The following is a 25,914-nucleotide window of genomic DNA, read 5'->3' on the forward strand; positions in this document are numbered from 1 at the left end:
CGTTATACGCGAGTCAGCCGGTACCAGACTTCGGGCCGTCCGACCTGGCCGTAGCGCGGCTCCCGGTGGGCCATTCCGTTGTCCGCCAAGTACTCGAGGTATCGCCGGGCTGTCACGCGCGACGCGCCGATCGCCGAAGCCGCCGCGCCCGCGGAAAGCCCTTCCGCGGCGCCCGACAGCGCGTCCGTGATCGCCTCCAGGGTCTGGACGCTCATCCCCTTCGGCAGCGGGGGCTGTTCCGTCGTGCGCAGCGCTCCCAGCGCGCGGTCGATCTCGGCCTGACCGGTCACCTCGCCCGACGCGTCGCGGAACTCCCGGTAGCGCTCGAGCTTTTCGCGCAGGGTGGCGAACGTGAACGGCTTCAGCAGGTACTGCACCACTCCGACCGAGACCGCGGCCTTCACCAGGCCGAGGTCGCGCGCCGACGTCACCGCGATGACGTCGATCGGGAGCCCGGCCGCGCGCAGGGAGCGGCACACCGCCAGCCCGTGTGTGTCGGGGAGGTAGAAGTCCAGCAGCACCAGGTCGACCGGCTCGCGTTCGCAGAACCGCAGCGCGTCGCCGCCGGAATGGACGACGCCGGCCACCGAAAACCCGGACAGCCGTTCGACGTAGACGCGGTGCGCCTCGGCGGCCACCGGCTCGTCCTCCACCACCAGCACCCGGATCACCGGTCCGCCTCCTGCCGCGGCAGCCGCACGGTGAACACCGCGCCGCCGTCGTGCCCGACCTCGACCGTGCCGCCGTAGCGGCGCACCGCCTGCCCGACCAGCGCCAGGCCGAGCCCGTGGCCGTCGCCGGCCTTCGTCGACCAGCCGCGGCGGAAGACGTCGGCGTCCTCGGGGACGCCCGGCCCGGTGTCGGCGACGCGCAGCAGCAGCCCGTCGTCGTCCGTGCGAGCTGTGACGACGACCTGGGGATGCCCACTGCCGCGCACGGCCGCGTCGATGCCGTTGTCGATCAGGTTGCCGAGGATGGTGACCAGGTCGCGGGCCGCGACGCCGAGCGAGACGTCGTCGATCACCGTGTCCGGCGTGATCGTCAGCTCGACCCCGCGCTCGCTCGCTTCGGCGGCCTTGCCCAGCAGCAGCGCGGCGAGCACCGGCTCGGCGACGGCGCCGACGACCCGGTCGGTCAGTTCCTGGGCGAGCGCGAGCTCGGCCGTCGCGAACTCGACGGCCTGGTCCGGCCGGCCGATCTCCACCAGGGAAACGACGGTGTGCAGCCGGTTCGCGGCCTCGTGCGCCTGCGACCGCAACGCCTCCGCGAGGCCGCGGGCGGTGGTCAGCTCGCCGGTCAGCGCCTGCAGTTCCGTGTGGTCGCGCAGGACGACGACGGTGCCCTGCGAGCGGCCGCCCGAGCGGACGGCCGTCGTGCTCACCAGGAGCACGCGCGAGTCCGTCAGGTGCAGTTGCTCGGCCCGGTTCTCCGCCGACGTGAACGCCTCCGCCAGTTCGTCCGGCAGCCCCAGCGCCGCCAGCTCGCGCCCGACGGGGTCGGCCTCGAGGCCGAGGAGGGCGCGCGCGCCGTCGTTGCAGAGCCCGACCCGGCCGTCGCGGCCCACGAGCAGGACCCCTTCGCGGACCGAGTGCAGCACGGCTTCGTGGTACTCGAACAAGTTGCTCAGCTCGTCCGGCGCGACCCCGCGCGTCTGGCGCCGCAGCCGGGCGCTGATCAGCCAGCCCCCGAGCGCACCGACCAGCAGCACCGCGCCGGCGACGCCGAACAGCGGCCACAGGCGCTCCCGCAGCTCGGCCGAGATGGCCACGACGGTGATCCCGACGGCCACCAGCGCGACCACGCGGCCGCCCGCGTCGAACACCGGCACGACCGTGCGCACCGACGGCCCCAGCGAACCCGTGTAGGTCTCGGTGAGCTCCCGGCCCCGCTGCGCCTGGTCGATGGTCCCGATGTAGTGCCGGCCGATCAGCGCCGGAGTCGGGTGCGTGTAGCGGATCCCGGCCGGGCTCATGATCGTGATGAAGTCGACGTGGGTGTGGGCCTGCACGCGCAACGCGAACGGCTGCAGCGTCGCGCTCGGGTCCGGCGTCGTCACCGCGGCGGCGACGGTCGGCGCGTCGGCGACGGTCCAGGCGACCGTGTGGACCTGGTCGCGCGCGTTCTCGTCCACCGCCCGCGACGCGTCGAGGTAGGCGAAGGTGATCCCGGCGCCGGCGAGCACGCAGAGCACCACCAGCTGCAGCACGAGCAGCTGGCGCGCGAGGCTCCAGCGGGACCGCATCGTCGGGGGCACCTCCTCATACCAGCACACGGGCTCACCGGGTGTCCGAACGGGACGGTGGCGATCATCGCGAACTCAATGAACACAAGTGAGCCGGGTCACCCGGATGGGCCTACAGTGTGCCGCAACCTGGAACACCCCTGAGCTGGAGGCAACGGTGCCGACCCCACCGACGACCGAGGAGACCCCGCGCAAGCGGGACAAGACCCACTACCTGTACCTGGCCGTGATCGTCGCGGTCGCGCTCGGGATCCTGGTGGGCTTCCTCTTCCCGGGCTTCGCCAAGGGCCTCAAGCCCCTCGGCGACGGCTTCGTCAACCTGATCAAGATGATGATCACGCCGATCATCTTCTGCACCATCGTCATCGGCGTCGGCTCGGTCGCGAAGGCGGCCAAGGTCGGCAAGGTCGGTCTGATGGCGTTGTTCTACTTCATCATCATGTCGACCTTCGCCCTGGCGATCGGCCTGGTCGTCGGCAACATCCTGCACCCGGGCACCGGCCTGCACCTCAACCCGGCCGACGTGAAGAGCGTCCAGAAGTCCGCCGGTGGCGCCGAAGGCCCGGTCGACTTCCTGCTCGGCATCATCCCGAAGACGCTCGTGTCCGCCTTCACCGAAGGCGAGGTCCTGCAGACCCTGCTGGTCGCGCTGCTCGTCGGGTTCGCGCTGCAGAAGCTGGGCCCGAAGGGCGCGCCGATCCTGCGGGGCATCGAGCACATCCAGCGCCTGGTGTTCCGCATCCTCGCCATGATCATGTGGGCCGCCCCGATCGGCGCGTTCGGCGCCATCGCGGCCGTGGTCGGCGCGACCGGCTGGGCGGCGTTGAAGAGCCTCGCGGTGATCATGATCGGGTTCTACGCGACCTGCCTGGTGTTCGTGTTCGTGGTCCTCGGGATCGTGCTGTGGCTCGGCGCCCGCGTGTTCATCTGGAACCTGCTGCGCTACCTCGGCCGCGAGTTCCTGCTGATCCTGTCGACGTCGTCGTCGGAGTCGGCGCTGCCGCGGCTGATCGCGAAGATGGAGCACGTCGGTGTCAGCAAGTCGGTCGTCGGCATCACGGTGCCGACCGGCTACTCGTTCAACCTGGACGGCACCGCGATCTACCTGACCATGGCGACGTTGTTCATCGCCGCGGCCCAGGACGAACCGCTGTCGATCGGTGAGCAGATCGGCCTGCTGGCCTTCATGATCATCGCGTCCAAGGGCGCGGCGGGCGTCAGCGGCTCGGGCATCGCGACCCTGGCGAGCGGCCTGCAGTCGCACCGGCCGGAACTGGTCAACGGCGTCGGTTTCATCCTCGGCATCGACCGGTTCATGTCGGAAGCCCGTGCGCTGACGAACTTCGCGGGCAACGCCGTCGCGACCGTCCTCATCGGAAACTGGACGAAGGAGTTCGACCGCGAGAAGGCGCACCGCGTCTTCTCCGGCCAGGAACCCTTCGACGAGGCCACGATGCTCGACGAGCACAGCCACGCCGCCGGGACCGACGACCTGGACGACGTCAAGGAACCCGCCAGGTAACACCGAAAACGTTCGTGCTCACGCTCCCGCTGAGCACGAACCACGACGGGCCGCTGTGCGAGTTCCCCGACTTCGCGCAGCGGCCCGTTTCCACGTCCGCTTCAGCAGGCGGCGTGCCCGTCGTAGACGACGCGCGCGGCGGCGATGTCTTCGCGGTGCCGCTCCGCCCAGCCGAGCAGGCCGCTCAGCGACTGGTACAGCTCCTTCGCCATCGGCATGGCTTCGTACTCCACGCGCGGCGGGACCGTCGGGTAGATCGTGCGTTCCAGCAAGCCGTCGCGCTCGAGGTTGCGCAGCGTCAGGGTCAGCATCCGGCGGCTGATCCCGTTGACCGCGCGTTCCAGCTCGGTGAAGCGCACCGGGCCGCGGATGGCTTCCAGGAGGATGCCGATCGCCCACTTGCCGCTGATCCGGTTGATGACCTCCAGCACCGTGCAGACGTCGAGTTTCTCCGGGTCGATCTCGGTGACCTGGACAGGTACACCGATGTTCCCCTGGGACATGGAAGTGCCTCCTTCCCGGCGCACCCATGGTCACACATGATGGGCACTGTTACAAGAAGTGCCCTGGCGACGACCAGGGGGAACGCTCGACTGGAAGGTCTGACATGGCCGAGAACCGTCCCATCCGCTCCCGCGGCCTCGCGCTGGCGGTGCTGTGCGCCGCGTCGCTGATGGTCGTGCTCGACAGCAGCATCGTCGCGGTGGCGCTGCCCGCGATCCAGGCCGACCTCGGCTTCACACCGACCGGCCTCGCCTGGGTCGTCACGGCGTACCTGGTCGCCTTCGGCGGCCTGCTCCTGATCTCCGGCCGGCTCGGCGACCTGCTCGGGCGCCGCCGCGTCTTCCTCGGCGGCCTCGGCCTGTTCACCTTGGCTTCCCTGGTCGCGGGCCTGGCTTCGGACGCGGGTGTCCTCGTCGTCTCGCGGTTCGCGCAGGGCGCCGGCGGCGCGCTCGCGTCGGCCGTCGTGCTCGGCATGATCGTCACGATGTACCCCGAGCCGCGGGCCCGGGCTCGCGCGATCGGCGTCTACAGCTTCACGCAGGCCGCGGGCGCGTCGATCGGGCTCATCGCGGGCGGTGCGCTGACGCAGGCGCTCAGCTGGCACTGGACGTTCTACGTCAACCTGCCCATCGGGCTCGTCGCGCTGGTGCTGGCGGTGCGCGTGGTCGAGGCCGACCGCGGCCCGGGTCTGCGCGCCGGCCTGGACGTCCTCGGCGCGGTGCTGGTCACCGCCGCGGTGATGCTCGGCGTGTACGCCATTTCGTCCCACGACTGGGGTGCGCTGGCCGCGTCGGCCGCGCTGCTGGCCGCGTTCGTGGTGCGGCAGGCGAAGGCGCGCACGCCGCTGCTGCCGCTGCGGCTGTTCCGGATCCGCGCGGTCACCGGCGCGAACGTGGTGATGGTGCTGATGGTCGCCGGGATGCTGGGCTTCCAGTTCGTCACGGCGTTGTACCTGCAGCAGGTGCTGGGCCTCGACGCGCTGCGGACCGGCGTCGCGTTCCTGCCGGTGCCGGTGGTGATCGCGGTGGCGTCGCTGGGCTTCGCGGACAAGCTGGCGGCGCGGTTCGGGCCGCGGGCGGTGCTGCTGGCCGGCCTCGGCCTGGTGATCGTGGGCTTGCTGCTGCTGACGCAGGTGTCCGGCGGCTACTTCACCGGCGTCCTGCCGCCGCTGCTGGTGATGGGCCTCGGCGCGGGAGCGGCGATCCCCGCGCTGATGGGGCTGGCGATGTCCGGCGTCGCCCCGGCGGACGCGGGCGTGGCGTCCGGCCTGATCAACACGACCCAGCAGGTGGGCGCGGCGATCGGCACGGCGGTGCTGGCGACGGTGGCGGCGTCCCGGACGGCGAGCCTTCAAGCGGTGGAGCACCGCGAGGCACTGGCGTCGGGCTTCCGGCTGGCGTACGGAGTCAGCGCGGGCTTCCTGATCGCGGCGGTGGCCCTGGGCGGCCTGGTCCTGACCCGCCGGGCCGCTTCCCCGGCCCCGGAACCCGAAGTCTGCGTCGCCGGCCCCGCGTGATCCGAGAGTCGACTCGCGTGATTGCCGGGTCGACACGGCTTCCCCGACCGTGTCGACCCCGCAGTCACGCGAGTCGGCGTTTCCCTCACGCGGGCTGGCGTTCTGATCACGTCAGATAGGCGCGGAGGCCGCGGTGGCCCCGCCGCATCATCAGCGCGTGGTTCGCGCGGAAGAGCGGCCGGGCCACCGCGTCGAGCCGCCGCAGCAGCTCCTTGCGAGCCTGGACGTCCTGGGTGATCCGCAGGAGCGTGTCCGCGCCCGCCGCGTGGACCGCTCCGGCCAGCACCCCGTCCAGGTCGCCGCTCAACCGGACCCGCATCAGGCCCGCTCGCTCGTCCTGGTGGTCCCGGTGCATCCGGACGACCAGGCGGAACGGGAGCCGGGACCGGCAGACCAGCTCGGCGGTGTCGTCGTCCACCCGGCGCACCGTGCGGACGTCCGACCACCACCGCGGGTAGCCGGCGAGGTCGGTGACCGCGCCGAACACCCGCTCGGGCGCGGTACCGGGCAGCAGCCACGTGCTGCTGAACCGGTAGCGCGCGCCCTTCACGGCCTCACACCTGGGCCGAGACCAGCTTCCGGCCGTCCATCGTGACGATGTCGACCGACTTCACGTCGTCGGGCGCGACCAGCGCGGACCCGTCGAGCGAGAAGCCCTGGCTCTCCCACTTCTCCGACACCTGCCAGCTGCCGGCGGTCACCGACTGACCGCCCTTGGTCGTGATCTGCAGCAGGCACTTCTCCCCCGCGTGCACGCCCTTCACCGCGACGTTCACCCGGACCCAGCCCTGGAAGGGGCTCACCGACGCGGCCAGCTGCACGCCGGTCGTCGGATCCCGCCCTTCGACACTCTTCGTGCCGGGCACCTCGGTGGGCGGTGCGGGAATCGCGATGGGCGCGCTGTCCGAACCGGTCTGCCGGCCCACGAGGATCCCGCCGCCGAGCGCGGCCACCACGAGCACCGCCGCCGCGACCAGGGCGAGGCCCCGCCGTGACGACCCGCCCGAACGGACCGGTGCCGCTCCTTCTTCGTCGCGCACCCGCCGCAGGGTCTTCTGCAGCAGCAGGTCCCCGCCTTCGGGCGGCCCGTCGAGGAACGCCTCGGGCGGTACCTCGTCGAGCGACTCGCGCAACGCCACGAGCTCGTTCAGGTCGAACCGGCACTGCGCGCAGGTCTGCAGGTGCCGCCGCTCGAAGTCGGCCGCCTCCCCGGGATCGAGCGCGCCGAGGGCGTACGCGCCGAGCTGCGTGTGACTCTCGTCGACCGAGTTCATCGCGCCACCTCCGTTCCGCTCGAAATCATCGCTGCTCTCAGTGCTCTCAGTGCGTAGTAAGACCTTGATTTCACGGTACCTGGTGCGACGCCCAGTGTTCTCGCCGCTTCGGCCACCGTCCGTCCCCGGTAGTAGATCTCCACCAGGACCTCTCGGTGTTCGTTCGACAGGCCGTCCATCGCGCCGAGCACCGTCATCGAGTCGACCACGCCCTGGGCGTGGTCGCGCTCGACGGCCGGGGTCGGCGCGCCGTCGGCCGGTTCGGCCACCTCCTGTGGCCGGGCCGCCCGGGCACGTGCCCGGTCGGTGACCAGGTTGCGCGCGACGGTCAGCAACCAGCCGCGCACCGAGCCCTTCCCGTCGTTCTGCAGGTCGTCGGCGTGTTTCCACGCTCGGACCAGCGTCTCCTGGACCACGTCCTCGGCTGCCGCCCGATCACCGGTCAGCCTCGTCGCGTAAGCCAGCAGGCTCCGGCCGTGTTCGGCGTACAGCTGCCGAATCAGGTCCTCGCCCTTGGCCTTCTTAGGCCGCCTGCCTCCTATGGCCACCCTCGTCCTCCCGACGGTGTTCTGAGTCGTCGAGGACAGTAGTGCAACCCTCAGCTCCACCGGCGGTGCGTGCGTCGAGCGCAGCGCGACCATGGTGTTCATCGGCTGCCATCCTTCCTCGTTCTGCCCGGAAACCGTCGGTGGTCAGTAGCCGGAGCCGGCGGCCGCGGGCTGGCCCTGGCCGCCCGCGGTGATCTTGCTGCCGTCCGGCGCGATGGCGAACCAGGTGCCGTTGGCGCCCTGGCCGTTCACCTGCCCGGGGGCCATGTCGCCCGAGAACTCGTACAGCGCCCAGCCGTTGAGCGTGAGCTGCCGGCTGCCGTCCGGGCGCGCCACCGTGCCGACCTGGCTGTTCTGGATGCCCTTGAGCATCGGCGCGGCCTCCCCGGCCAGCGCCGGCGGCCAGGTCGTGGCGCACTGCGCGTCGCAATTGGACGTCGGCGGCGCCGCCATGTCCTTGTCGAACCGGTAGAGCGTCTTGCCGGCGGCGTCGGTGACGACCGTCCCGACGCCCGCGACCTCGGTCGCGGCCAGCATGACGTGCCCCGGCTGCCCGTGCTCCGGGCCCTGTGCCCCGGAAGCCATGTCGCCGCAGGCCGACAAGGGGGCGACGACGGCGATCGCGGCGGCGCACAAACTGGCCGTCCGGATACGGTTCATGGCGTTTCTCTCCTCGGTGAGGGCGGCACCGCCGTCCGGCGGACCTCGACACCTGAGACACGGACGGTCGCGGGAAACGGTTCAGCGGGGTTTCGCGCGATTCGGTGCCGGTCCGGGGCCGGATTGGTGCGTTCCGGTGATCGGCACGACCTTGTCGCCGTGCGGGCGGGTTCCTAAGCTGATCACGTTCGCCGCCGCCCCCGCTTCACCCGGGAGCCGCCGTGTCCGTGAAACTCCTCTTCCTCGTCGCGCTGCTGGCCGCGGGCTGTTCGGCCGCCGCGCCGGCACCGTCGTTCACCGCGACGCTGACCACGCCCACCGACGTGGTGCTGAGCTGGCCGGACGACGCCGACGGCCACCGCGTCGAGTACGCCAACGATCCCGCCGGGCCGTGGACGACCCTGCGGTTCCTGCCGCCGCACACGACGAGCTACCACCACCCGGACCTGATCCCGGAGACGCCGTTCTACTACCGGGAACAACCGTTCACCGGTCCGGTCTCGACCGAGCTGCACCAGGTGACGTCGGGCGGCACGGTGACCTTCACGTGGGCCGATCGCACGAGCGACGAAGCCGGCTTCCTGCTGGAGATCCGGCGGCCGGGTGCGCCGGGCTTCGACCCGGTCGAGGTGACCGGCCCGGACGCGACGACGTGCGTGTTGTCGCTGCTGCCCGGAGAGGAGAACTCCGCCTACCGGCTCCGGACGCTGCACTACGGGCCGCTCTCCCCGGTGGTCCACCAGACCACCGGCAAGGCGCGGTAGCGAGCCGTGAATGGCCCATTGAGGGACTTGAAGTCCCTCAATGGGCCTTTCACGGACCTGGCGGCGGTTACTCGGGCGTGAGGACGTGGCGCAGGAACTCGCCCGTGTAGCTCTCCTCGACGCCCGCGACGTGCTCCGGCGTGCCCTCGGCGACGATCGTGCCGCCGCCGTTGCCACCCTCCGGGCCCATGTCGATGATCCAGTCGGACGTCTTGATCACGTCGAGGTTGTGCTCGATCACGATCACCGAGTTGCCCTTGTCGACCAGGCCGTTGATCACGCCGATCAGCTTGTTGATGTCCTCGAAGTGCAGACCGGTCGTCGGCTCGTCGAGGATGTAGACCGTCTTGCCGGTGGAGCGCTTCTGCAGCTCGCTGGCCAGCTTGACGCGCTGCGCCTCACCGCCGGAGAGCGTCGGCGCGGGCTGGCCGAGCCGGACGTAGCCGAGGCCGACGTCCACCAGCGTCTGCAGGTGGCGGTGGATGGCCTTGATCGGCTCGAAGAACTCCGCGGCCTCCTCGATGGGCATGTCGAGCACGTCCGAGACGGTCTTGCCCTTGTAGTGCACCTCGAGGGTTTCCCGGTTGTACCGCGCGCCCTTGCAGACCTCGCACGGGACGTAGACGTCCGGCAGGAAGTTCATCTCGATCTTGATCGTGCCGTCGCCGGCGCACGCCTCGCAGCGGCCGCCCTTGACGTTGAACGAGAACCGGCCCTGCTGGTAGCCGCGGACCTTGGCCTCGGTCGTCGCCGCGAACAGCTTGCGCACGTGGTCCCAGACGCCCGTGTAGGTGGCCGGGTTGGACCGCGGGGTCCGCCCGATCGGCGACTGGTCGACGCGCACCAGCTTGTCGACGTGGCCCAGGCCGTTCACTCGGGTGTGGCGGCCCGGCACCTGGCGGGCGCCGTTGAGCTTGTTCGCCAGCACCGTCGCGAGGATGTCGTTCACCAGCGTGGACTTGCCCGAGCCCGAGACACCGGTGACCGAGACCAGGCAGCCGAGCGGGAACGAGACGTCCAGGCCGCGCAGGTTGTGCTCGCGCGCGCCCACGACGGTCAGCTGCCGCTTCTTGTCGATCGGCCGCCGGATCGCCGGCACCTCGATCTTCCGCCGCCCGGACAGGTACTGGCCGGTCAGGGAGTCCTTGCTCTTCAGCAGCTTCTTGTACGGTCCACTGTGGACGATGTGGCCGCCGTGCTCGCCCGCGCCCGGGCCGATGTCGACCACCCAGTCGCTCGAGCGGATCGTGTCTTCGTCGTGCTCCACGACGATCAGCGTGTTGCCCAGGTTGCGGAGCCGGGTGAGCGTCTCGATCAGCCGGTGGTTGTCGCGCTGGTGCAGGCCGATCGACGGCTCGTCGAGCACGTACAGCACGCCGACCAGGCCGGAGCCGATCTGCGTCGCGAGCCGGATGCGCTGCGCCTCGCCGCCCGACAGCGTCGCCGACGCGCGGTCGAGCGAGAGGTAGGTCAGGCCGACGTCGAGCAGGAAGCGCAGCCGCGCCTGGATCTCCTTGAGCACCGCGCCGGCGATCATCGACTCGCGCTGCCCCAGCTCCAGCTCGTCGAGGAACTGCGACGCCTCCGCGATGGAGAGCGCGCAGACCTCGGCGATCGACATGTCGCCGCGGGTCTTGTGCGCCAGCGTGACGGCGAGGATCTCCGGCTTGAGCCGGGTGCCCTGGCAGGCCGGGCACGGCACCTCGCGCATGTAGCCCTCGTACCGCTCGCGCATGTACTCGGACTCGGTCTGCTCCTGGCGCCGCTCGAGGAACGGGATGACGCCCTCGAACGCCGCGTAGTACGACCGCTGGCGGCCGTAGCGGTTCTTGTAGCGGACGTGCACCTGGTCGTCGACGCCGTGCAGGACGGCCTTCTGGGCGCGCGCCGGCAGGCGGCGCCACGGCGTGTCCATCCGGAAGCCGATGGTCTCCGACAGCGACTCCAGCAGCCGGATGAAGTAGTCGGCGCTCTGCCCGCCCGACCACGGCGCGATCGCGCCCTCGGCCAGCGACAGCTCGTCGTCCGGGACCACCAGCTCCGGGTCGACCTCCTTGCGGATGCCGATGCCGGTGCACTCGGGGCAGGCGCCGTAGGGCGAGTTGAAGGAGAACGAGCGGGGCTCGAGGTCCTCGATGGCCAGCGGGTGGCCGTTCGGGCAGGCCAGGTTCTCGGAGAAGCCGCGGATCCGGTGCGGGTCGTTCTCCGGCAGGTCGACGAACTCGAGCTCGATCAGGCCGTCGGCCAGCCGCAGCGCCGTCTCGACCGAGTCGGTGAGCCGCTGGCGCGAGCTCGACTTCACGCTCAGCCGGTCGATGACCACGCCGATCTGGTGCTTTTCCTGCTTCTTCAGCTTCGGCGGGTCGGTGAGCGCGTGGACCGTGCCGTCGACGACCACGCGTGCGTAGCCCTGCTGCTGCAGGTTCTCGAACAGGTCGACGTACTCGCCCTTGCGCCCGCGCACCACCGGCGCGAGCACCTGGAAGCGGACGCCTTCGTCCATCTCCAGCACCTGGTCGACGATCTGCTGCGGGGTCTGCTTGCTGATCGGCTCGCCGCACTTGGGGCAGTGCGCCTTGCCGGCCCGCGCGTAGAGCAGGCGCAGGTAGTCGTAGACCTCGGTGATCGTGCCCACGGTCGAGCGCGGGTTGCGCGAGGTGGACTTCTGGTCGATCGACACCGCGGGCGAGAGGCCCTCGATGAAGTCGACGTCCGGCTTGTCCATCTGCCCGAGGAACTGGCGGGCGTACGCCGAGAGCGACTCGACGTAGCGCCGCTGCCCTTCGGCGAAGATGGTGTCGAAGGCGAGGCTCGACTTCCCGGACCCGGACAGACCCGTGAACACGATCAGGCTGTCGCGGGGCAGGTCGAGATCCACGCCGCGGAGGTTGTGCTCGCGGGCGCCGCGAACAACGAGGCGATCAGCCACGCCAGGGTCCCTTCAGTGTCATTCTCAGCTGCGGTTGCCGGCCCGGAGAGGAGGCTGCACGGGCGGCCTCCCCATGCTACGAGCCACCACCGACAGAAACTGGTTCCGCGTCCTTGACCTGCGGTTCTTCCGGCTTTCGGCGGGTGGTGAGCCACCGGTGGGCCGGCCGTTCGACCCCCGCGGTGACCGCCCAGCCGGCCAGCACGGCGGCGCCGACGACCACGGGGAGCCGCAGCCAGCCGGGCAGGCCGGCGTCGAGCAGGGCGCGGGCCAGGACGTAACCCAGTTCCTGGTGCACCAGATAAAGACCATACGAGATGCCCGCGAGCCAGGTGACGGCCGGGGCGATCCTCGCCAGTCCGGGGAACCGCCAGTCCGGGCCGCGGGCGGCGAGGCAGACGAGCAGCAGGAGCACGGCGAACCCGATCGTGGACGGCCAGCGCTCGGCGTCCTGCGGCAGCGCGACGTGGAACGGGAAGACCTGCAGGTCCTGCGCCGCGACCGCGGCGGCGGCGAACAGCGCGGCGTGCCACGTCCTGAGCCGGTGCTGAGACCAGAACCACAGCGCGACACCGATGGCGAAGACGTGCAGCCGGTGCAGGCCCAGGCCGTAGAAGAAGGTCTCGGCGACCGGGCTCGCCGTCCCCGGCGGGAAGACGAGGAAGCGGAGCGCGAGCGGGACGAGGATCAGGGCCCACAGCAGGGCGACGGTCAGCCGGTGGGTGCGCCACGACCGCGGCCACAGCAGGGCGGCGCCGGTGAAGGCCAGCAGCTGCACCGGCAGCGTCCAGTAGGAGCCGTCGAGGTAGTAGAACGTCTCCGAGCGCACGCCCCACTCCTGCACCATGCCGAGGTTGGCGACCAGGTCGAGCCCGGTCGGGATGTACCACGGCGACGGGTTCGACGGCGGCCCCGCCGGCACCCCGAAGAGGAAGCCGGTGACGCCGGGCGGGTAGGGCAGGCCGCTGAAGGAGATGGCGGCGTACCGCGTGATGACGTAGGTCACCAGGACCGCGACGAGGTAGGCGGGCACAAGGCGCGCGACGCGGTTCCACAGCCACCGGCGCGGATTGCCCTTGCGGAGGCTCGCGCAAACGAAGAAGGCGGAGATCACCAGCAGGATCGCGGCGCCGAACTGCGCTGTCACCCTGATGGGGTACCCCGTGAGTTCGGGGTGCAGGAGCGCCCCTTGGTGCGTGACGTGCCCGAGGATCACCGCGAGAACGGCGACGACGCGGAGGAGGTCCCAGCTGATCCGGCGCGGCGCCGTCGGGGTGGTGGGCACGGTCTTCCTGGGGTCGGCGGGCTGGGCTTCCCGAGCCTACGTGGCGGGGTGAGCGCACGCTTGTGCGGGTGGAACCGGTTGGAGCGAAACGACTACCGTGTGCGGGGTGAACATCGTGGAGACCTACACCGGGCACGTCGACCCGGGCGGCGACGCCACCCGGCGGACCCTGGACGCGCTGACCATCACCAAGCTGTCCGTCGGCCCGATGGACAACAACGCGTACCTGCTCGTGTGCCGGGCATCGCAGGAGGCGCTCCTGATCGACGCGGCGAGCGACCCGGAGCGCATCTCGGACCTGATCGGCCACGGCCCGGACCGCCCGGCGCTGCGCACGGTGGTGACGACCCACCAGCACCAGGACCACTGGCAGGCCCTGGGAGCGGTGGCGGGAGCGAACGGCTCCAACACGGCGGCGCACCCGTTGGACGCTTCGCCGTTGCCGGTACCGCCGGACTTCCTCGTCGAGCACGGCGACACTTTGACCGTGGGACAGGTCACGCTGTCGGTGATCCACCTGCGCGGGCACACGCCGGGGTCGATCGCTCTTCTTTATCGCGATCCTGCGGGGCACCCACATCTGTTCACGGGGGATTCGCTGTTCCCTGGGGGTCCTGGGCGGACGACGAATCCCGAGGACTTCGGCAGCCTGATGGACGATTTGGAGTCGCGCGTCTTCGGCGAGCTGCCGGATGAGACGTGGTTCTACCCGGGGCACGGGGACGACTCGACGCTGGGAGCCGAGCGCCCGAAGCTGAAGGAGTGGCGCGAGCGCGGCTGGTGAGCTGAGGCTTTACGGAACGGGGCTGCCCGCTGCGCGGGCGGCCCCGTTCACGTTACGTGACGGGGCAAGGAGTTCGCACCGCGTAACAGGCACTCGGGGCGAAGCGACCGTGTCCGGGAACCGGAGCAGTGCCGAGTCGGCCCGCTGCACCGGGATTCCCGCCGAACGGCCGACCGAGGAGTGACCCATGTCCGACTGCCGCAAGTGCCACCGGCCGCTGCACGACTGTTCCGCCTGCAACGGCGGACGGGCGCGCAGCCTGCTGGGCGACAAGCTGTCGTGCAAGAACTGCTCGTCCACGGGCCTGGTGTGCAACGAACACGGCGGCCACTGGAAGTAGGGCCCGCCCGCGCCGCGGCTGCTCCGGACGCCGAAAACGTTCGGAGCAGCCGGGTAACGATCCGGAACCCGAGCGCAACTTCCCGGACGAACCGGACGTCCCCCGTAGACCCAGCGCTGGGACTTCCACCGGTTCACCCCAGGAGGCCCACCATGTCCAGACCCGTCAGACGCGCGCTCCTCGCCGTCGCCATCGTGCTCGCCGGGACGCTCGCCGCCGCTGTGCCCTCGGATGCCGCCGTTCAAAGCGTTCCCACCCTGACCGCCATCCGGACCGGGAACAACCCCACGTTCGACCGGATCGTGCTCGACCTCGGGCCCGGGAGCGCGCCCACTCCCGGCTACCAGCTCGTCGACGAGCTCGTCGCCGATCCGAGCACCGAAATCGTGTGGCTCACCGGGGAGTACTTCATCAACGTCAGCGTGCCCTACGCCGCCGCGCACGATGACAACGGGAACCCCACCTACACCGGGCCGCAGAAGTTCCGGACGCGGAACCTCTCCAACGTCATGGCCGTCGCCGTCATCGGGGACTGGGAGGCCCATCTGCTGGTCGGGCTCGGAGTGCGGTCGCGGACCACGGTGAACGTCTTCACGCTCACCGCGCCCAACCGCATCGTCATCGACGTGGCCCACTGACCGCGGGCGGGGGAGTCATCCGCGCTCGTACGGGATCTTCTCCCCCGCCTCGACCGCGAACGGCAGGTGGTTGCCCGCCGGCGGCAGCGGGCACGTCGCGAAGTCCGTGAACGCGCACGGCAGGTTCACCGCCCGGTTGAAGTCCAGCGTCACCGAACCGTCGGGCGCGGGCGCGCCGACCGGCAGCGAGCGGTTCGCCGCGTACGTCGTGACGCCGCTCGTCTCGTCCGTGAACAGGATGCTGAAGCCGCCGTCCTTGCCGTTGAACGCCGTCAGCATGTGCGGCTCTCCCGCCCAGGAAAAGTGCACCACGCCCGGCGCCGTGTAGACGTGGCTCAAGCCCTCCACCACGGCACCGACCGTCGTGGGCCGCGGCGAGTCGAACGGCTCGAAGCGGCCCGAGACCACCCAGGACGGCGACGGCTCGTACGCCGGGATGCCGTGGAACTCGCGCAGCACCTCGGCCTTCGGGTCGTGGACGCGGATCAGGTACCCCGACCGCCGGGCGACCTCGATCTCGACGTCGCCGGCCAGCACGCGCGTGCCCGCGCCGCTGTTGACCAGCTCGAAGCGGCGGGTCTCGGTGATCGGTGAGCCCTCGTGCGTCAGCGTCGCGCCCGCGGGGTCGATGTACGCCGCTTCGGCGTCCTGCCACCAGCGGCCGGGGATGCCGGGGTACTCCCGCGGGGCGTCGGTCAGCCAGTCGAGTGACACCAGCGCCAGCCAGCCGTGGGGTGCCGCGAGGTCCTCCTCACGCTGCGTCTTCCAGTCCTGCCACTCGCTCGTGAACGTGCTCATCGCGGGCCCTTCTGCTCGGCTATGACGGTGCCAACCCGTCGCCCGAGCCGGTATTCCGCGTCCCAGTATCCGGACCCGTCCACAGCCACGCGATCTCCCGCTCGCCCCCGGCGGGGACGACGACGCGCCGGAAGCCCGCCAGGTCGTCGATCGCCGCGTGGAACCGGTCGGAGACGATGAGCAGCCGGTCGAGCTCCGGTGCCTCGGCCATCGCCGCCTTCAGCACCTCCGCCTCGCACAGCCAGACCGCCAGCGCGATCGCGGCGCCGCCGAAGTTCGGCGGCCGCAGCACGACGTCGCCGTGGTCGGCGGCCAGCCTCAGCCGAAGCCGGCCGAACTCGTTGAGGTGGCGGTTGCGGCGCCGCAACGCCCCGGCCACGTCGCCCGCGAACCCCGTCACGACCCACTCCCTCGGCACGGCCGGCGGGAGGACCAGCGTCGTGTTGTCCCCCTCCGCCCGGCGGTACCAGGTCGGCGTGCGGTACGGCACCGGGACGTGGTCGAACACCTCGTCCAGCACCCCGTCGAGGGTGGCGCCGAGGTGCACCGCGCGGGCGGTGCCGCCGCGGCTCGGGGCGACGATCCCGATCCGGACGACGGTCGCGGCCACCGGGACGGTCCGCATGGCCTCAGTCCTCCCGGGGAGCGAAGGACCACTGCAGGCCGTAACTCAGCCCCTGGTGCAGGTCGTGGAACTCGAGCGCCACCTCGCCGACCCGGTTGACCGTCAGCGCGTCGCCCGAGTCGACGCCGTCGTCGACGACCCGGCCCGGCACGCCGTTGAGCCGCCACACGCGCGGCGGCGGCTCGGCGCGGTCGAACCGGACGCGCACCGAGAACTCTTCACAGCGACGCAAGGGCGTCATGACGTAGTACGGCCGCAGCGACGTCCGCCGCGGCGCGAAGCGGATCCCGTACTCGTGCCGCTGGCCGAGCCGCAACGGGCTGGGGAGCCGCATGACGAACTGCGCGTGGCTCGCCGAAACCTGGCGCGCTTCGACGATCTCGCCGCCGAACAGGACGTCGGCGGTGATGTCCGGCACCGGGTCGCTGCCCGGCTCGGCCGGGACGCTGAAGGAGAGCACCAGCTCGTCCAGCTCGTCGACCTCCGCGACGATCCGGCGCTCCTCCTGCAGATCGGGCGGGTCGTGGTCGAGCCGGAGCACGGCCTTGGCCGACTCGGCGTACCAGCCGGCCAGCGGGTGCCGGTCACGCCCCGGCGGGGGTGCGCCGAGCAGCTCGTCGAGCCGGCGGAACGCGAGGTCGATCCGGCGACGCGCGGTGCGCGGATCGCGGTCCAGGACGCTGGCCAGCCACGAGATCCGCCGGTCGAGGAACTCCCCCGCGGCCTCTTCGTGCAGGCCGAACGCCGCGAGCGCGGCCAGCCGCAGGTCGGCCGGCAGCCGGCCGCACAGCTCGGTGAGCCGCAGGACGAGCTTCTCCCGGGCGGCGGACGGCTGGTCGGCGTCGATGATTTCGCACGCTTCGCGCAGGCAGGGACCGATCCGCTGGTGCAGGTCGGCCGCGTCGAGCCCGCGGCCGCGGCGCAGTTCGTTCAGCTCGCGCACGAACGGGAAGGAGTTCTCCGGCCGCATCCCACCCCCTCCCGGCGCCGCGGTGAAATGACAGACCACATTACCAAAGAATGTTCCGCGCCGGGGGTGACAGATCGCGGACACCCGCATTCACGGAAACACCCGGCCGGCCGGCCCCCCACGAGCCGGCCGGCCGGGCCGCCGCGGGTCAGTTCGCGCCGAAGATCAGCGCCCAGATCAAGTGGCTCTCCATCACACACACCTCCTCATCGCTGCACCCAGGCCGAGGCGGAGATCGGGGCGGAGCCGTGCAACGCCGGCGCGGCCGGCTCCGCCGCGTTTCCGGTGGCCGCGAGGAATCCCGCGACGGCACCGACCACGAACGCGACGAAGACGGATTTCACCAGGGTCAAGATCTTGCAGTAGACGTTCACGGCAAAGCACTCCCCGACCTCGCTTCGAAAATGGAATCCGGCCGGTCGGCATCCGATTTCTTTTCCGGCCGGAACCCAGGATCGCGCGGGGGCGGGGTCCGCTCAGAGGTCCGCTGTCACGGGCGTTGTGTGCCGTTTGGCTCAGAACGGGCGAAGGCGCGCAGGACGCGCGGTTCGCGGATGAGGATCCGGCGGCGGCCGGTCTCGACGATCCCCCGCTCGCGCAGAACGTGCAACGCCCGGGCGACGGTACGCCGCGCCGCGCCAATCTGCGCGGCGATGTCCTCCTGCGACATCGCGCCCTCGATGAGCACGCCTTCCGGGACGCGCCGGCCGTGTTCCTCAGCCAGCCGGACCAGGACCACCGCGACCCGGCGGCTGACGTCGAAGGCGGCGGAGTCGACGCGGGCCGACTCGGCGGCGCGGAGCCGGGCCGCGACGGTCTTGATCGTCGCGATGGCGATCTCGGGCCGGGTGTGCAGGACGTCGACGAACTCCGCGCCGGTCAACTGGAAGACGGTGCACGGTTCGATCGCGCGCACCGACGCCGACCGCGGCCGCCCGGTCACGGCGGCGAGGTCGCCGAGGACCTCACCGGGGCCACGCAGGCCGAAGAGCACTTCACGGCCGTCCTCGACGATCGTGGAGACGCGCACCCAGCCGGACACCAGCACGTGGACGTGGTCGGAGGGATCGCCCTCCATGAGCACGACGTCGTTCGCCCGGAACCGGCGGCGGGTGCCCCGGCCGAGCAGGTACTCGCGGTCGGCATCGGCGAGGTAGGCGAGGAGTGCGTCCTCGCCCGTGTCGTCGTGCCCGCTCATGGTTCCCCTCCGGAGATTCACCGTAACCCCGAGTGGCGGGCCGGGGCGAGAGCCGGGACCGGTAGGGTCGCCGCGTGGACGTGGAGATCTACACCGACGGCGCGTGCAGCGGGAACCCCGGACCGGGCGGCTGGGGCGCGGTCCTCCGCTACGGGCGGCACGAGCGCGAGCTCTACGGCGGCGAAGCCACCCCGACGACGAACAACCGGATGGAGCTGACGGCGCCGATCCGGGCACTGGAAAGCCTGACCCGGCCGTCGCAGGTCCGCGTGTACACGGACAGCACGTACGTGCGCAACGGGATCATGCAGTGGCTCCCGCGGTGGAAGAAGAACGGCTGGCAGACGGCGGCGCGCGAGCCGGTGAAGAACGCCGACCTGTGGCAGCGCCTGGACGCGGCGGCGGGCGAGCACCAGGTCGAGTGGCTGTGGGTGAAGGGCCACGCGGGACACCCGGAGAACGAGCGCGCCGACCGGCTCGCGGTGCGCGGGGCCCAGGAAGCGCGGGAGACCGGGAAGCCGGTCAACGCGGAATAGTCCTCAGTAGACGGTCGGGGCCGCCGTGGGATGATTCCGGGATGACCTCGTGCCCGTGCGGCCTCGCCGAGTCCTACGCCGCCTGCTGCGGCCGGTTCCACGAAGGCGGCCTCGCCGCGCCGACCGCCGAACTGCTCATGCGTTCCCGGTTCAGCGCCTTCGCCGTCGGGGACACCGCGTACCTGCTGCGCACCTGGCACCCGGACACCCGCCCGCGCCGGCTGCGGCTGGACCCGGCGCAGGAGTGGACGCGGCTGGAGATCCTCGCCCGCACCGGCGGTGGCCTGCTGCACGCCGAAGGCACGGTCGAGTTCCGCGCGCACTACCGCCACCACGGCCGCGACGGCTTCCTCGAAGAGAACAGCCGCTTCCGCCGCGCGGACGGCCAGTGGGTCTACCTCGACGCCGAAGCCTGAAATCCGCCCCACGCACCACCTTCACCGTGCTAAACACAGCGGCGATGGGAAAACTGACGCGTCGCGCCCGGGCCAGGGCCGACTACCTCGGCTTCATCGGCGCCCGGGAATGGCCGCTCGCCGCGTCCGGGCTGGGGGTCGTGCTCGGGGTCGTCACGATCCTGCCGAGTGCCGTCGGGGTCGTGCTCTCCGCCGTCGCCCTCGGGCTCGGCGTCGCCACCTTCACCCGGGATGTGCGGCTGCTGCGCCGCCGCTGGGCCGGGTTCGCCTTCACCACCATCGCCGCGCCCTTTCCGACCGCCGAGCTGCCGCCGCCGTCGGCTTACCCGCCGTCGGACTACGTCGCCGTGCCCTCCCGAGGGACCGCGCTGGTCAGCGCCGCGATCGACCGGGACCTCTGGACGGAACGGCACACGATCACCGTCGCCGAGGAGCCGTACCGGCTGCCGCCCGCGCTCAAGGCGACCGCGCCGCACGTGCTGCCGCTGCGGGCGCGCGGGCGGCTGCTGTTCAACGGCCCCATCGTCGGCATGCGCGGCGACCCGCTGCCCGCCGCCGGCGCGCGGCCCGCGCCGATCCGGCTGCACCGCGCCCGGTTCTTCGACGCCGTCTGCTCGAACGAGCTCGGCACGCTCCGCATCGTCCGCGCCGACACCGGCGAGGAGTACGACCTCCGCAGGGCCGAGCTGACCGACACCGACGGGTCGCTCCGCGAGCTCGGCAGCAGCACACTGGCCGACCTCGTCGGCGTCTCCACCGTCGCGTTCACCACCGACGGCAAGCTCGTCACCGTCCGGCAGTCTTCGCTCAACGCCGTGAGCGGGCTGCTGCTCGCGCCGTCGGGCAGCGGCTCGCTCGAACCCCGGGACCTGCGCACCCCCGAAGGCGGCCCGCGCCGGTCCCTCCACACCGCGGTCTGCGCGGGGATGGAACGCGAACTGTGCGAGGAGAGCGGCCTGCGGCCCCAGGACGTCCGCGGGACGAAGCTGACCGGCTTCGCGCGCTGGATGGAACGCGGCGCCAAGCCGGAGTTCTTCGGCGTGACCGAGCTGGCGGTCGACAGCACCGAGGTCGCCGCGCGCCGCCCGGTCAGCGGCGAACGCCTCTACAGCGCCGGGCTGACGCTCTTCGACGTCGACCTCCCGGCCATCGGGACCGCGCTGGACGGCGGTGTCCCGCTCAGCGAGGCACTTCCGCAGCGGATCTGGGAGGACGGTTCGCTGCCGCTCCTGCTGGCCCTGCGCGCCGCGGCGGCGTGGCAAGCGGCCCGCGTCTGACCGGAACGCCCCTGTTCTCCGGGTGACCGGACCGCTACGATCGTCCGCAATTGTTAGGAAAGTTCCCTAACGATGGTCCGCTGTCCCACGCCGCCACGGTGCCTAGGAGGCGCGCTAGTGAGCTATCGGCAGAAAAGAACCCGGACCCTCGTGGCGGCGGCGGTGCTCGCCGTCGCCGTGAGCGGGGCGACCGTCCCGGCGGCCACCGGCCAGGAACAGGCGAGAGCGACGGTCACGGCCGCGAGCCCGGCCACCGCCGTGCCCGGCTTCCTGATCCAGACGTCGGCGCAGGTCGGCGACGACTCGGCGGTCTCCAAGCCCGGCTACAACACCTCCGGCTGGTACCCGGTCGGCCCGCGCTCGACCGTCTACGCCGGCCTGCTGGCCAACGGCAAGTACGCCGACCCGTTCTACTCGACGAACATGAAGAACGTGCCCACCGCGGACTTCCAGGTCCCGTGGTGGTACCGCACCGACCTCACGGTCCCCGACTCCACCCAGCGCACCTACCTCGACTTCAGCGGCGTGCTGTCCAAGGCCGACGTCTGGGTCAACGGGACGCGGATCGCGGACAAGACGCAGGTCAACGGCGCCTACACCCGCCACGACCTGGACATCACCTCGCTGGTGAAGGCCGGCACGAACAGCGTCGCGTTCAAGGTCTACCCCAACGACCCGAACAAGGACCTGTCGATGGGCTGGATCGACTGGGCGCAGACCCCGCCGGACCAGAACATGGGCATCGTGCGGGACGTCCTGGTCCGGCGCAGCGGCCCGGTGGCGCTGCGCGGCGGTCACGTCGTCACGAAGCTGACCGGGCTGAGCCACGCCGACCTGACGGTCAAGGCCGACGTCCGCAACGACTCGGCGAGCGCGGTGAGCACGACGGTCTCCGGCACGGTCGCCGGCAAACCGGTCAGCCAGACGGTGAGCCTGGCGGCCAAGGAGAAGAAGACCGTCACCTTCCCGGTGGTCGGGATCGACAACCCGCAGGTCTGGTGGCCGGCCGGGATGGGCGGGCAGCCGCTCTACGACCTCGACCTGACGGCGAGCGTCGGTGGCACGGCCTCGGACACCTCGCACTCCAGCTTCGGCGTCCGCCAGGTGACGGCGAACAAGAACTCGAGCGGCGGCCGCGCGTACACGATCAACGGGCGCCCGCTGCTGATCAAGGGCGGCGGCTACTCGCCGGACCTGTTCCTGCGCTGGAACGCCCAAGCCGCCGCGGACAAGCTGGCCTACGTCAAGGACCTCGGGCTCAACACCGTGCGCCTGGAAGGGCACATCGAGCCGGACGAGTTCTTCGACCTCGCCGACCGGATGGGCGTGCTCACGCTGCCCGGCTGGGAGTGCTGCGACAAGTGGGAGGGCCAGGTCAACGGCGACGAGAAGGGTGACCCGTGGACGGCCGCGGACTACCCGGTCGCCAAGGCGTCGATGACCGCGGAGGCCGAGCGGCTGCGCGACCACCCGAGCGTCATCTCGTTCCTGATCGGCAGCGACTTCGCGCCCGACGCGACGATCGAGAAGAACTACCTCGACGCGCTGAGCGCCGCGGACTGGCCCACCCCGGTGGTCCCGGCCGCGTCGGCGAAGTCGTCGCCGCAGCTCGGGGCGTCCGGCATGAAGATGAACGGCCCGTACGACTACGTCCCGCCGAACTACTGGCACGACAAGGCGCACAGCGATCTCGGCGGCGCGTGGAACTTCAACTCCGAGACCAGTGCCGGGCCGGACATCCCGACGATGGACACGCTGAAGCGGATGATGTCGCCGGGTGAGCTGGACACGCTGTGGAAGAGCCCGTCGACCCCGCAGTACCACCGGTCGTCCTCTTCCACCTTCGCCAACCTGAAGCTCTTCGGCGACGCGCTGACCGGCCGCTACGGCAAGCCGGCGAGCCTGGACGACTTCGTCCGCAAGGCGCAGCTGGCGCAGTACGAGAACGTCCGCGCGGAGTTCGAGTCGCACTCGCGCAACTTCAGCGACAGCTCGAACCCGGCCACCGGGATCATCTACTGGATGCTCAACAGCGGCTGGACGTCGCTGCACTGGCAGCTGTTCGACGCCTACCTCGACCAGAACGGCTCGTACTTCGGGGCCAAGAAGGCGAACGAGCCACTGCACATCCAGTACTCGTACGACACCAAGTCCGTCGTGGTCGTCAACCACAACCACGACGCGGCGTCGAACCTGACCGCGTCCGTGAAGCTGTACAACCTGGACGGGACGGAGAAGTTCACCCAGTCGAAGACCGTGTCGGTGGGCGGTGACGGCGCGAAGACCACCGCGCTGACCATCGGTTCGGTGAGCGGCCTGTCGACGACGTACCTGGCGAAGCTGGTCCTGACCGACCCGTCGGGCAAGGAGGTCAGCCGCAACGTCTACTGGCTGTCCACCAAGGCCGACACGCTCGACTGGGCCAACAGCGACTGGTACTACACCCCGACGACGTCGTACGCGGACCTGTCCGGGCTGAACGGCCTGGCCCAGGTTTCGCTGGGGTCGACCGCCACCTCGACGGCCAACGGCGACGGCACCACGACGACCAAGGTGACGCTGACGAACCCGGCGTCCGGCAAGGTGCCGGCGTTCTTCGTCGACGCGCACGTGGTCGGCGCGGCGGGCGCGCCGGTGCTGCCGGTGCGGTGGACCGACAACCAGGTCAGCCTCTGGCCGGGCGAATCGACGACGCTGACCGCGACGTACCGGACCGCGGACCTCCAGGGCGCCAAGCCGTCCGTGCGGGTCGCGGGCTGGAACACCGGGACGAAGACCATCCCGGCGGACGGCACGGTGACCCCGGGCACCCCGGCCGACTACCAGGCCGAGAACGCCACGATCACCGGCGGCGTCGCGGAGTCGAACCACGCCGGGTTCACCGGCACCGGGTTCGTCAACTACGACAACGCGACCGGCAGCGCGGTGGAGTTCACCGTGAACGCGGCTTCCGCCGGCGCCGCGAACGTCGTCCTGCGGTACGCCAACGGCACCACGGCGAACCGCCCGATGGACCTCACGGTGAACGGCCGCGTTGGTGCGTCCGCGGTGGCCTTCGGCGGGACGGGCAACTGGGACACCTGGCAGACGGTCACGATCCCGGTCACGCTGACCGCGGGGACGAACAAGATCAAGGCGACCGCGACGACCGCCAACGGCGGCCCGAACGTCGACAAGATCACCGTCTAGCACCTGACCGAGGGCGGCACTTTCCCTACGAAAGTGCCGCCCTCGGTCATTCCCAGAGGAGGCGCTGGGCGCGGTCCGGGTCCGAGACCGTCGTGGAGACGTCGTCGAAGAGGCGCGTCACGCGGTCGTCGCTCGTGTAGCGGGGCCAGCCCGGGTCGCCGGTCGCGATGAACCGGACCCACGCGCCGAACATCTCCGTCGCCATCGCCTGCATGCGCTCGGCCGGGAACGTCCGGCCGGCGAAGAGGAACCGCCAGTTCTTGTTGCGGATGTCGTCGAACGTCAGTGGCAGGTCCAGTCCGTGCGGCGCGCCGAGGCCCTTGCCCCGCGGCGCGATCCGCCAGTCCAGCCGGTACATCCAGGCGGCCGGCTGCTTCTCGGCGAACCGGATCGCCGGGATCCACCAGTCCCCCGCGGTCAGCGCCCGGTTGCGGATCTGCTCCTCAGGCCAGTCGAGCAACTCGCCGTACGCCGCGACGGCCTGCTCGACCTCGGCGGCGTCCAGCATCGTCGAGCCGACGCCCAGGAGCTTCGCGCCACCCGACTGCAGCCAGCTGAACAGGTCCTCCTCGTCGGCCGTCGTCCCGATGAGCAGCGGGACCTCGCGGACGGCGTCCAGCGGGCGTTCCGGCAGCAGCTCGTCCCCGACGACCACGCGGTAGGTCACCTTGGTGCCGGACACCGCCGAAACCCGTTGCTGCGCCGCGAGAATCCGCGTCACGGGCAGGCTGGCGAGGTCCTCCGGTGAGGCATCCAGCTCGGCTAGGACCGCGGAAGCGATCGCCGCGCCCTCGGCCGGGGTGTGCACGACCGAGCCGACGCCGGTGCCGCTCTGCACGATCGCCTGGTGGACCAGCCCGTGCGTGGCGGGCACGGCGAGCAGCGTCCCGACCGTGCGGCCGCCGTTGGACTGCCCGGCGAGCGTCACCCGGCCCGAGTCACCCCCGAACGCGCCGACGTTGTCGCGCACCCACTCGAGCGCCGCGACCTGGTCGCGCAGGGACAGGTTCGAGTCGGCGACGCCGGGCAGGTGCAGCATCCCGAGCACGCCGAGCCGGTAGGCGACGGTCACGACCACCACGCCCGCGCGGGCGTACGCGGAGGCGTCGAACTGGTGCGGCGCGCCCATCACCCCGCCGCCACCGTGGATCCAGACGAGCACGGGGTACGAGCCGGGCGCCGCCGGCGCGTAGACGTTCAGGTAGAGGCAGTCCTCGTCGCCGGTGAAGCTCCGCCCGGTCAGCTCCGGCTGCGGTGCCCGGGGTGCCCACTCGACGGCGTGACGGAGACCGGACCAGGGCGGCGCCGGCCGGGGCGCGCGGAACCGCAGCTCCCCCACCGGCGGCTCGGCGTAGGGCACGCCGAGGAAGGTCCTGACCCCGTCCCGCTCGGCCCCGCGCAGAGCGCCGGCCGCGGTCTCCACCGTCGTCACGAACCCAGCCTACGAACTTGCCCTGGAGCGCGCTCCAGCGTGTTGACTACCAGCCATGAGCGCAGCCGAAAACAAGGAACTCCTGAGAACCGCCTTCGACGCGTGGGCGACCGGCGACATCCGGCCGCTGATCGCCGCCATGGCCGACGACGTCACGTGGACCGTCAGCGGGCACACCAGCTGGTCCGGCACCTTCACCGGCAAGGACTCGGTCCGCCGTGACCTGCTCGGCCCGCTCGGCGAGCAGTTCGCCGGCACCTACACCAGCACCGCGAGCCGGTTCGTCGCCGAGGACGACGTCGTCGTGGTCGAGACGCGGGGTCGCGTCGCCACGAAGGCCGGGCCGCGCTACGACAACGAGTACTGCTTCGTCTTCCGGCTCGAAGGCGGCCGGATCCGCGAGATCACCGAGTACCTGGACACGCAGCTGATCGCCGAGGTGCTCCCGGAGCTGGCCCGCTGACGCC

General features: G+C 71.2%; 26 protein-coding genes. 11 read left to right on the forward strand and 15 right to left on the reverse strand.

The genetic code is table 11. The features are described 5' to 3' along the window. Positions 1–2 precede the first annotated feature (2 nt). Together ACZ4TR_RS13930 and ACZ4TR_RS13935 are read right to left on the reverse strand one after the other, a co-directional pair. A complete protein-coding gene (locus ACZ4TR_RS13930; protein WP_465287394.1) occupies positions 3–671 on the reverse strand; it encodes a response regulator in 669 nt (222 codons plus the stop codon). After that, on the reverse strand, positions 668–2,242 hold the full coding sequence (locus tag ACZ4TR_RS13935; RefSeq protein ID WP_465287395.1) for an ATP-binding protein: 1,575 nt from the start codon (positions 2,240–2,242) through the stop codon (positions 668–670). Before ACZ4TR_RS13935 ends, ACZ4TR_RS13930 begins: the two co-directional genes overlap by 4 nt. Before the next feature lie 106 nt (positions 2,243–2,348). Between ACZ4TR_RS13935 and ACZ4TR_RS13940 the strand changes: the two genes are divergently transcribed. After that, positions 2,349–3,764 carry a cation:dicarboxylate symporter family transporter gene (locus tag ACZ4TR_RS13940; RefSeq protein ID WP_465288105.1) on the forward strand — a complete coding sequence of 472 codons (1,416 nt, stop codon included), beginning with the start codon at positions 2,349–2,351 and terminating at the stop codon, positions 3,762–3,764. 101 nt (positions 3,765–3,865) lie between these two features. On the opposite strand, the gene ACZ4TR_RS13945 is transcribed toward ACZ4TR_RS13940, so the two are convergent. Further along, positions 3,866–4,267 (reverse strand): winged helix-turn-helix transcriptional regulator, encoded by a 402-nt coding sequence (locus ACZ4TR_RS13945; protein WP_465287396.1) that lies wholly within the window; start codon positions 4,265–4,267, stop codon positions 3,866–3,868. Between the two features lie 104 nt (positions 4,268–4,371). Here ACZ4TR_RS13945 and ACZ4TR_RS13950 point away from each other — a divergent pair, with 104 nt between their 5' ends. Beyond that, positions 4,372–5,784, forward strand: coding sequence for a DHA2 family efflux MFS transporter permease subunit (locus ACZ4TR_RS13950; protein ID WP_465287397.1), 1,413 nt, complete (start codon positions 4,372–4,374; stop codon positions 5,782–5,784). Positions 5,785–5,890: 106 nt separating this feature from the next. On the opposite strand, the gene ACZ4TR_RS13955 is transcribed toward ACZ4TR_RS13950, so the two are convergent. The 4 genes from ACZ4TR_RS13955 to ACZ4TR_RS13970 form a co-directional block, all read right to left on the reverse strand. Next, a complete protein-coding gene (locus ACZ4TR_RS13955; protein WP_465287398.1) occupies positions 5,891–6,334 on the reverse strand; it encodes an SRPBCC family protein in 444 nt (147 codons plus the stop codon). Between the two features lie 4 nt (positions 6,335–6,338). Continuing rightward, on the reverse strand, positions 6,339–7,058 hold the full coding sequence (locus ACZ4TR_RS13960; RefSeq protein ID WP_465287399.1) for an anti-sigma factor family protein: 720 nt from the start codon (positions 7,056–7,058) through the stop codon (positions 6,339–6,341). After that, entirely contained in the window at positions 7,055–7,606 is a 552-nt protein-coding gene (locus ACZ4TR_RS13965; RefSeq protein WP_329056855.1) for a sigma-70 family RNA polymerase sigma factor, read from the reverse strand. The genes ACZ4TR_RS13960 and ACZ4TR_RS13965 overlap by 4 nt, the downstream gene beginning before the upstream one ends. 144 nt (positions 7,607–7,750) lie before the next feature. After that, positions 7,751–8,266, reverse strand: coding sequence for a hypothetical protein (locus ACZ4TR_RS13970; protein ID WP_465287400.1), 516 nt, complete (start codon positions 8,264–8,266; stop codon positions 7,751–7,753). A 221-nt stretch (positions 8,267–8,487) separates the two neighbouring features. On the opposite strand from ACZ4TR_RS13970, the gene ACZ4TR_RS13975 reads away from it, so the two are divergent. Then, positions 8,488–9,030, forward strand: a complete 543-nt coding sequence (locus tag ACZ4TR_RS13975; protein ID WP_465287401.1) for a fibronectin type III domain-containing protein — start codon at positions 8,488–8,490, stop codon at positions 9,028–9,030. Between the two features lie 67 nt (positions 9,031–9,097). On the opposite strand, the gene uvrA is transcribed toward ACZ4TR_RS13975, so the two are convergent. Next, positions 9,098–11,959 carry an excinuclease ABC subunit UvrA gene (gene uvrA, locus ACZ4TR_RS13980; RefSeq protein ID WP_465287402.1) on the reverse strand — a complete coding sequence of 954 codons (2,862 nt, stop codon included), beginning with the start codon at positions 11,957–11,959 and terminating at the stop codon, positions 9,098–9,100. Between the two features lie 76 nt (positions 11,960–12,035). After that, positions 12,036–13,244, reverse strand: a complete 1,209-nt coding sequence (locus tag ACZ4TR_RS13985; RefSeq protein WP_465287403.1) for an acyltransferase family protein — start codon at positions 13,242–13,244, stop codon at positions 12,036–12,038. Positions 13,245–13,350: 106 nt separating this feature from the next. Between ACZ4TR_RS13985 and ACZ4TR_RS13990 the strand changes: the two genes are divergently transcribed. From ACZ4TR_RS13990 to ACZ4TR_RS14000, 3 genes are all read left to right on the forward strand, one after another. Further along, positions 13,351–14,028, forward strand: a complete 678-nt coding sequence (locus ACZ4TR_RS13990; RefSeq protein WP_465287404.1) for an MBL fold metallo-hydrolase — start codon at positions 13,351–13,353, stop codon at positions 14,026–14,028. 187 nt (positions 14,029–14,215) lie between these two features. Then, entirely contained in the window at positions 14,216–14,368 is a 153-nt protein-coding gene (locus tag ACZ4TR_RS13995) for a hypothetical protein (RefSeq protein WP_364511562.1), read from the forward strand. Between the two features lie 152 nt (positions 14,369–14,520). Next, the gene (locus ACZ4TR_RS14000; protein ID WP_465287405.1) at positions 14,521–15,006 is read left to right on the forward strand and encodes an AMIN-like domain-containing (lipo)protein; all 486 of its coding nucleotides are present in this window, start codon (positions 14,521–14,523) and stop codon (positions 15,004–15,006) included. 15 nt (positions 15,007–15,021) lie between these two features. On the opposite strand, the gene ACZ4TR_RS14005 is transcribed toward ACZ4TR_RS14000, so the two are convergent. The 5 genes from ACZ4TR_RS14005 to ACZ4TR_RS14025 all read right to left on the reverse strand — a co-directional run bounded on the left by ACZ4TR_RS14005 (position 15,022) and on the right by ACZ4TR_RS14025 (position 18,597). Beyond that, on the reverse strand, positions 15,022–15,804 hold the full coding sequence (locus tag ACZ4TR_RS14005) for a DUF1684 domain-containing protein (RefSeq protein ID WP_465287406.1): 783 nt from the start codon (positions 15,802–15,804) through the stop codon (positions 15,022–15,024). A gap of 19 nt (positions 15,805–15,823) precedes the next feature. Further along, positions 15,824–16,429 carry a hypothetical protein gene (locus ACZ4TR_RS14010; protein ID WP_465287407.1) on the reverse strand — a complete coding sequence of 202 codons (606 nt, stop codon included), beginning with the start codon at positions 16,427–16,429 and terminating at the stop codon, positions 15,824–15,826. 4 nt (positions 16,430–16,433) lie between these two features. Continuing rightward, on the reverse strand, positions 16,434–17,399 hold the full coding sequence (locus tag ACZ4TR_RS14015) for a hypothetical protein (protein WP_465287408.1): 966 nt from the start codon (positions 17,397–17,399) through the stop codon (positions 16,434–16,436). A 206-nt stretch (positions 17,400–17,605) separates the two neighbouring features. Then, positions 17,606–17,773, reverse strand: a complete 168-nt coding sequence (locus ACZ4TR_RS14020; protein ID WP_465287409.1) for a hypothetical protein — start codon at positions 17,771–17,773, stop codon at positions 17,606–17,608. 116 nt (positions 17,774–17,889) lie between these two features. Further along, positions 17,890–18,597 (reverse strand): Crp/Fnr family transcriptional regulator, encoded by a 708-nt coding sequence (locus ACZ4TR_RS14025; RefSeq protein ID WP_465287410.1) that lies wholly within the window; start codon positions 18,595–18,597, stop codon positions 17,890–17,892. Between the two features lie 74 nt (positions 18,598–18,671). Here ACZ4TR_RS14025 and rnhA point away from each other — a divergent pair, with 74 nt between their 5' ends. The 4 genes from rnhA (at position 18,672) to ACZ4TR_RS14045 (ending at position 24,015) form a co-directional block, all read left to right on the forward strand. Next, on the forward strand, positions 18,672–19,133 hold the full coding sequence (gene rnhA, locus ACZ4TR_RS14030) for a ribonuclease HI (RefSeq protein WP_364511546.1): 462 nt from the start codon (positions 18,672–18,674) through the stop codon (positions 19,131–19,133). A 41-nt stretch (positions 19,134–19,174) separates the two neighbouring features. Next, a complete protein-coding gene (locus ACZ4TR_RS14035; RefSeq protein ID WP_465287411.1) occupies positions 19,175–19,549 on the forward strand; it encodes a YchJ family protein in 375 nt (124 codons plus the stop codon). Between the two features lie 44 nt (positions 19,550–19,593). Further along, on the forward strand, positions 19,594–20,826 hold the full coding sequence (locus ACZ4TR_RS14040; RefSeq protein WP_465287412.1) for a hypothetical protein: 1,233 nt from the start codon (positions 19,594–19,596) through the stop codon (positions 20,824–20,826). Between the two features lie 117 nt (positions 20,827–20,943). Beyond that, entirely contained in the window at positions 20,944–24,015 is a 3,072-nt protein-coding gene (locus tag ACZ4TR_RS14045; RefSeq protein WP_465287413.1) for a glycosyl hydrolase 2 galactose-binding domain-containing protein, read from the forward strand. A 46-nt stretch (positions 24,016–24,061) separates the two neighbouring features. Here ACZ4TR_RS14045 and ACZ4TR_RS14050 read toward each other — a convergent pair whose 3' ends face one another. Next, positions 24,062–25,447, reverse strand: coding sequence for a carboxylesterase/lipase family protein (locus ACZ4TR_RS14050; protein ID WP_465287414.1), 1,386 nt, complete (start codon positions 25,445–25,447; stop codon positions 24,062–24,064). Between the two features lie 55 nt (positions 25,448–25,502). Between ACZ4TR_RS14050 and ACZ4TR_RS14055 the strand changes: the two genes are divergently transcribed. Then, positions 25,503–25,910, forward strand: coding sequence for a nuclear transport factor 2 family protein (locus tag ACZ4TR_RS14055; RefSeq protein WP_465287415.1), 408 nt, complete (start codon positions 25,503–25,505; stop codon positions 25,908–25,910). Positions 25,911–25,914 lie beyond the last annotated feature (4 nt).

Source organism: Amycolatopsis sp. NPDC028719 (genome assembly GCF_055565395.1).

Bases quoted from the DNA above. Each gene is read 5' to 3' on its own strand.
- ACZ4TR_RS13935 (WP_465287395.1), bottom strand. From the start codon at position 2,242: ATGCGGTCCCGCTGGAGCCTCGCGCGCCAGCTGCTCGTGCTGCAGCTG.
- ACZ4TR_RS13940 (WP_465288105.1), top strand. From the start codon at position 2,349: ATGGGCCTACAGTGTGCCGCAACCTGGAACACCCCTGAGCTGGAGGCA.
- ACZ4TR_RS13945 (WP_465287396.1), bottom strand. From the start codon at position 4,267: ATGTCCCAGGGGAACATCGGTGTACCTGTCCAGGTCACCGAGATCGAC.
- ACZ4TR_RS13950 (WP_465287397.1), top strand. From the start codon at position 4,372: ATGGCCGAGAACCGTCCCATCCGCTCCCGCGGCCTCGCGCTGGCGGTG.
- ACZ4TR_RS13960 (WP_465287399.1), bottom strand. From the start codon at position 7,058: ATGAACTCGGTCGACGAGAGTCACACGCAGCTCGGCGCGTACGCCCTC.
- ACZ4TR_RS13970 (WP_465287400.1), bottom strand. From the start codon at position 8,266: ATGAACCGTATCCGGACGGCCAGTTTGTGCGCCGCCGCGATCGCCGTC.
- ACZ4TR_RS13995 (WP_364511562.1), top strand. From the start codon at position 14,216: ATGTCCGACTGCCGCAAGTGCCACCGGCCGCTGCACGACTGTTCCGCC.
- ACZ4TR_RS14000 (WP_465287405.1), top strand. From the start codon at position 14,521: ATGTCCAGACCCGTCAGACGCGCGCTCCTCGCCGTCGCCATCGTGCTC.
- ACZ4TR_RS14005 (WP_465287406.1), bottom strand. From the start codon at position 15,804: ATGAGCACGTTCACGAGCGAGTGGCAGGACTGGAAGACGCAGCGTGAG.
- ACZ4TR_RS14010 (WP_465287407.1), bottom strand. From the start codon at position 16,429: ATGCGGACCGTCCCGGTGGCCGCGACCGTCGTCCGGATCGGGATCGTC.
- ACZ4TR_RS14015 (WP_465287408.1), bottom strand. From the start codon at position 17,399: ATGCGGCCGGAGAACTCCTTCCCGTTCGTGCGCGAGCTGAACGAACTG.
- ACZ4TR_RS14025 (WP_465287410.1), bottom strand. From the start codon at position 18,597: ATGAGCGGGCACGACGACACGGGCGAGGACGCACTCCTCGCCTACCTC.
- ACZ4TR_RS14035 (WP_465287411.1), top strand. From the start codon at position 19,175: ATGACCTCGTGCCCGTGCGGCCTCGCCGAGTCCTACGCCGCCTGCTGC.
- ACZ4TR_RS14040 (WP_465287412.1), top strand. From the start codon at position 19,594: ATGGGAAAACTGACGCGTCGCGCCCGGGCCAGGGCCGACTACCTCGGC.
- ACZ4TR_RS14055 (WP_465287415.1), top strand. From the start codon at position 25,503: ATGAGCGCAGCCGAAAACAAGGAACTCCTGAGAACCGCCTTCGACGCG.